Here is a 4,322-nt window from a genome sequence, read left to right as displayed (position 1 = left end):
CTGGTTTAATATCAGTTACAATTCCTAATTCTGTGACTACTATTGGAAAGGATGCTTTTGCAGATTGTTCTGGTTTAACATCAGTTACAATTCCTAATTCTGTGACTACTATCGGAGAAGGGTCTTTTGCAGATTGTTCTGGTTTAACATCAGTTACAATTCCTAATTCTGTGACTTCTATTGGAGATTATGTTTTTGGAGGCTGTTCTGGTTTAACATCTGTTACAATTCCTAATTCTGCTACTACTATTGGAGATGGGTCTTTTCAAGATTGTTCTGGTTTAACATCAGTTACAATTCCTAATTCTGTGACTACTATTGGAAATTTTGCTTTTGAAAGATGTTCTGGTTTAACATCAGTTACAATTCCTAATTCTGTGACTACTATTCGAGATGGGTCTTTTGCAGAGTGTTCTGGTTTAACATCAGTTACAATTCCTAATTCTGCTACTACTATTGGAGATGGGTCTTTTCAAGATTGTTCTGGTTTAACATCAGTTACAATTCCTAATTCTGTGACTACTATTGGAAAATTTGCTTTTGAAAGATGTTCTGGTTTAACATCAGTTACAATTCCTAATTCTGTGACTACTATTGGAGATAGGTCTTTTGCAGAGTGTTCTGGTTTAACATCAGTTACAATTCCTAATTCTGTGACTACTATTGGAAATGGGGCTTTTGAAAGATGTTCTGGTTTAACATCAGTTACAATTCCTAATTCTGTGACTACTATTGGAAATGGGGCTTTTTTCAATTGTTCTGGTTTAACATCAGTTACAATTCCTAATTCTGTGACTAATATTGAAGATGAGGCTTTTGGAGAGTGTTCTGGTTTAACATCAGTTACAATTCCTAATTCTGTGACTAATATTGGAGATGAGGCTTTTGGAGGGTGTAGCAGTTTAAGGACAGTAAATTGTCACATTACAAGCCCTTTAGTTATTGATGAAAATATCTTCGATGATGTTACTCAGTCAAACTGTGCTTTAAATGTTCCTACTGGTACTCAAGCCGTTTATCAGGCAGCAGCGGTTTGGAGGGATTTTAGCCCTATTTCTGGTAGTTTACTTTCTAATCATTCATTTGCAATAGAAAGTGCTTTAAAAATATACCCAAACCCTGTTTCAGAAATTTTAAACATAGCCTTACAAGAGGGCTTACAATTAGAAAAAGTAAATTTTTACAACACATTAGGCCAGTTAATAAAAACAACTAATCATTCAGAAATAAACGTTTCAAGCTTTGCAAAAGGAAATTATTTTGTAGAAGTAATGACAAGCCAAGGCAAGGCAACAAAAACAATTATCATACAATAATTTAAAAAAACATTTTACACAATAAAAGATTAGCTTCAAACGGCTAACCTTTTTCTATTCATAACATTATACAAAAAAAGCTTCTAAATAAAAAAAGAACATTAACCAATATTTTGATGAATTTCAGCACCTAATTAATCGTTTGCAAAGCCAAAAATAACGGCTAAAAATATAACAAAAAGAACAGCAAAATCAGACAATTACAGGCATATAGAAACAACACCTACTTAAAGACCAATCTCAAAAAAATAAAGTATTATTTGTATTTATTCTAAATCTAGCTTATTTTTGTAAACCCCATAATTTTTAATTAAAAACAAAAAACATGAAAAAATTATTATTTTTTATTTTAATTCCTTTTTTAGGAATGGCGCAAACTTTTACAGCAAACGACATAAATTATACTATTACTTCTTCAACAGCCCCTTTTACTATCAAGGTAGCTAGAAACGTTAATTTTACTGGAGCAGCAGAAATACCAGAAACAGTAGCTTATAATTCAGAAAACTACGCCGTGACTGATATTGTAAATTATGCTTTTGATGGCTGTAAGGACTTAACATCGGTTACCATTCCTAATTCTGTAACTCATATTGGAGACACTGCTTTTAGAGACTGTAAAAACCTAACGGCTGTTACGATTGGAAACTCTATTAATTCTATTGAATTTCTTACTTTTAAAGGTTGCGGAAATTTACAATCGATTATCATCCCTAATTCTGTGACTTCTATTGGAGCTTCTGCTTTTAGAGACTGTATGAAACTAAAATCAATTACCATTCCTAATTCTGTGACTGCTTTTGGAAGTTCTGCTTTTGATACCTGTAAGAGCTTAACATCGGTTACCATCCCTAATTCTGTGACTGCTATTGAAAAGTATACTTTTTATAATTGCAATGCTTTAACATCGGTTACCATTCCTAATTCTGTGACTGCTATTGGAAATTCTGCTTTTGATGGCTGTATGGGATTAACATCGGTTACCATCCCTAATTCTGTGACTGCTATTGGAGAGGATGCTTTTGCAGGCTGTAGCAGCTTAAGGACAGTAAATTGTCACATTACAAGCCCTTTAGTTATTAATGAAAATGTCTTCGATGCTGTTTCGCAATCAAACTGTGCTTTAAACGTTCCTACTGGTACGCAAGCCGTTTATCAGGCAGCCGCTGTTTGGAAAGATTTTAGTCCTATTTCTGGTGGTTTTCTATCTAGCAATTCATTTGCGATAGAAAGTAATCTAAAAATATACCCAAATCCAGTTTCAGAAATTTTAAACATAGCCTTACAAGAGGGCTTACAATTAGAAAAAGTAAATTTTTACAACACATTAGGGCAGTTAATAAAAACAACTAATCATTCAGAAATAAACGTTTCAAGCTTTGCAAAAGGCAATTATTTTGTAGAAGTAATGACAAACCAAGGCAAAGTAACAAAATCAGTTATCATACAATAATTAAAAAACAAAAACATGAGAAAATTATTATTTATCATTTTAATTCCTTTTTTAGGAATAGCGCAAGATTTTACAGAAAACGGAATAAATTATACTATTACTTCTTCAACAGCTCCTTTTACTGCTAGTGTTGCTAGCAATACTCGTTTTTCTGGAGATGCGGTAATACCAGAAATAGTAACTTATAATTCAGAAAACTATATTGTGACTGCTATTGGAGAATCTGCGTTTTTTACCTGTCAAGGTTTAACGTCGGTTAACGTTGGGAATTTTGTTAGATCTATCGAAAAGGATGCTTTTGCGCTTTGTTCTAATTTAACATCAATTACAATCCCTAACAATACCGTTACATCTATCGGAGATGCTGCTTTTGAAAAATGTTCTGGTCTAACATCGATTACCATTCCTAATTCTGTGACTGTTATTAGAAGGGGTATTTTTGCAGGCTGTTCTGGTTTAATATCAGTTACAATTCCTAATTCTGTGACTGCTATTGAAAATTTTGCTTTTTTTGGCTGTTTTGGTTTAACATCGGTTACCATTCCTAATTCTGTGACTGCTATTGAAGAGCGTGCTTTTGCAGACTGTAGCAGTTTAAGAACAGTAAATTGTCATATTACAAGCCCTTTAGTTATTAATAAAAATGTCTTCGGTAATGTTACTCAATCAAACTGTGCTTTAAATGTTCCTGCTGGTACTGAAGCAGCTTATCAGGCAGCGGCTGTTTGGAAAGATTTTAGTCCTATTTCTGGCAGTTTACTTTCTAATCATTCATTTGCGATAGAAAGTAATCTAAAAATATACCCAAACCCTGTTTCAGAAATTTTAAACATAGCCTTGCAAGAGGGCTTACAATTAGAAAAAGTGAATTTTTACAACACATTAGGGCAGTTAATAAAAACAACTAATCATTTAGAAACAAACGTTTCAAGCTTTGCAAAAGGCAATTATTTTGTAGAAATAATAACAAACCAAGGTAAGGCAACAAAAACAATTATTGTTCAATAATTAAAAACAAAAAACATGAGAAAATTATTATTTGTCATTTTAATTCCTTTTTTAGGAATAGCACAAGATTTTACAGCAAACGGCATAAGATACACCATTACTTCTTCAGAAGCTCCCTTTACTGCTAAGGTAGCTAGAAACCCTGATTTTAGTGGAGTTGCGGTAATACCAGAAATAGTAACTTATAATTCAGAAAACTATATTGTGACTGCTATTGGAGAATCTGCGTTTTTTACCTGTCAAGGTTTAACGTCGGTTAACGTTGGGAATTTTGTTAGATCTATCGAAAAGGATGCTTTTGCGCTTTGTTCTAATTTAACATCAATTACAATCCCTAACAATACCGTTACATCTATCGGAGATGCTGCTTTTGAAAGATGTTCTCGTCTAACATCAGTTACAATTCCTAATTCTGTGACTACTATCGGAAAAGGGTCTTTTACAGGCTGTTCTGGTTTAATATCAGTTACAATTCCTAATTCTGTGACCTCTATTAGAGAGGACGCTTTTACACTCTGTAGCAGTTTAATATCAGTTACAATTCC

4 protein-coding genes are annotated in these 4,322 nt (G+C 33.0%); all 4 read left to right on the top strand.

Annotation, left to right across the window (positions count from 1 at the left end; all coding sequences use genetic code 11):
* Nucleotides 1-32: 32 nt before the first annotated feature.
* Complete coding sequence (locus B0A57_RS11360) at nucleotides 33-1,316, top strand: leucine-rich repeat domain-containing protein (RefSeq protein WP_243389179.1); 1,284 nt, start codon at nucleotides 33-35, stop codon at nucleotides 1,314-1,316.
* A gap of 325 nt (nucleotides 1,317-1,641) precedes the next feature.
* A complete protein-coding gene (locus B0A57_RS11355) occupies nucleotides 1,642-2,769 on the top strand; it encodes a leucine-rich repeat domain-containing protein (RefSeq protein ID WP_052079070.1) in 1,128 nt (375 codons plus the stop codon).
* 15 nt (nucleotides 2,770-2,784) lie between these two features.
* Entirely contained in the window at nucleotides 2,785-3,777 is a 993-nt protein-coding gene (locus B0A57_RS11350; RefSeq protein ID WP_038465864.1) for a leucine-rich repeat domain-containing protein, read from the top strand.
* A 15-nt stretch (nucleotides 3,778-3,792) separates the two neighbouring features.
* On the top strand, nucleotides 3,793-4,322 hold a 530-nt coding region (locus tag B0A57_RS11345), incomplete at its 3' end, for a leucine-rich repeat domain-containing protein (RefSeq protein WP_133062904.1).

Origin of the sequence: Flavobacterium psychrophilum DSM 3660 = ATCC 49418, assembly GCF_002217405.1 — a bacterium.
In the GTDB taxonomy this organism is placed as follows: Bacteria; Bacteroidota; Bacteroidia; order Flavobacteriales; family Flavobacteriaceae; genus Flavobacterium; species Flavobacterium psychrophilum.
This window is presented reverse-complemented; position numbering and strand designations above follow the sequence as displayed.

What these genes read in the sequence shown, in the direction of transcription:
- B0A57_RS11355 (WP_052079070.1), top strand. Translation starts at nt 1,642, where the DNA reads ATGAAAAAATTATTATTTTTTATTTTAATTCCTTTTTTAGGAATGGCG.
- B0A57_RS11350 (WP_038465864.1), top strand. Translation starts at nt 2,785, where the DNA reads ATGAGAAAATTATTATTTATCATTTTAATTCCTTTTTTAGGAATAGCG.